General features: G+C 25.7%; 1 protein-coding gene. It reads right to left on the minus strand.

Annotated elements, in window-relative coordinates:
* Positions 1–269 (minus strand): helix-turn-helix domain-containing protein (locus KGF46_RS19865; protein WP_227862258.1); only part of this gene is annotated, 269 nt, incomplete at both ends.

A 269-nucleotide genomic window follows, 5' to 3' on the forward strand; every position in this document is an offset into this window, starting at 1 on the left:
AACTTTGGAAATCCTTGATTATTACCCTTTTTAAATTCTCTAAAGAAGTTTTTATATGCACTATCTAAATCATCAATAGTAGCTTGTAAGCTGGTTGAATCAACTTCTTTAAGCCATTCATATTCTTTTTTAAATGATGGAAGTTTTTTAATTAAATCATACTTTGAATGTGATTTACCTTCTTTTTCATAGCTTTCTTTTTGAAGTGCTAACATATGATTATACACAAATCTTGAACATCCAAAAGATTTTTCTATTATTTCTTTTTG

The sequence above is a fragment of the Clostridioides sp. ZZV14-6153 genome (genome assembly GCF_020657855.1).
GTDB lineage: Bacteria > Bacillota > Clostridia > Peptostreptococcales > Peptostreptococcaceae > Clostridioides.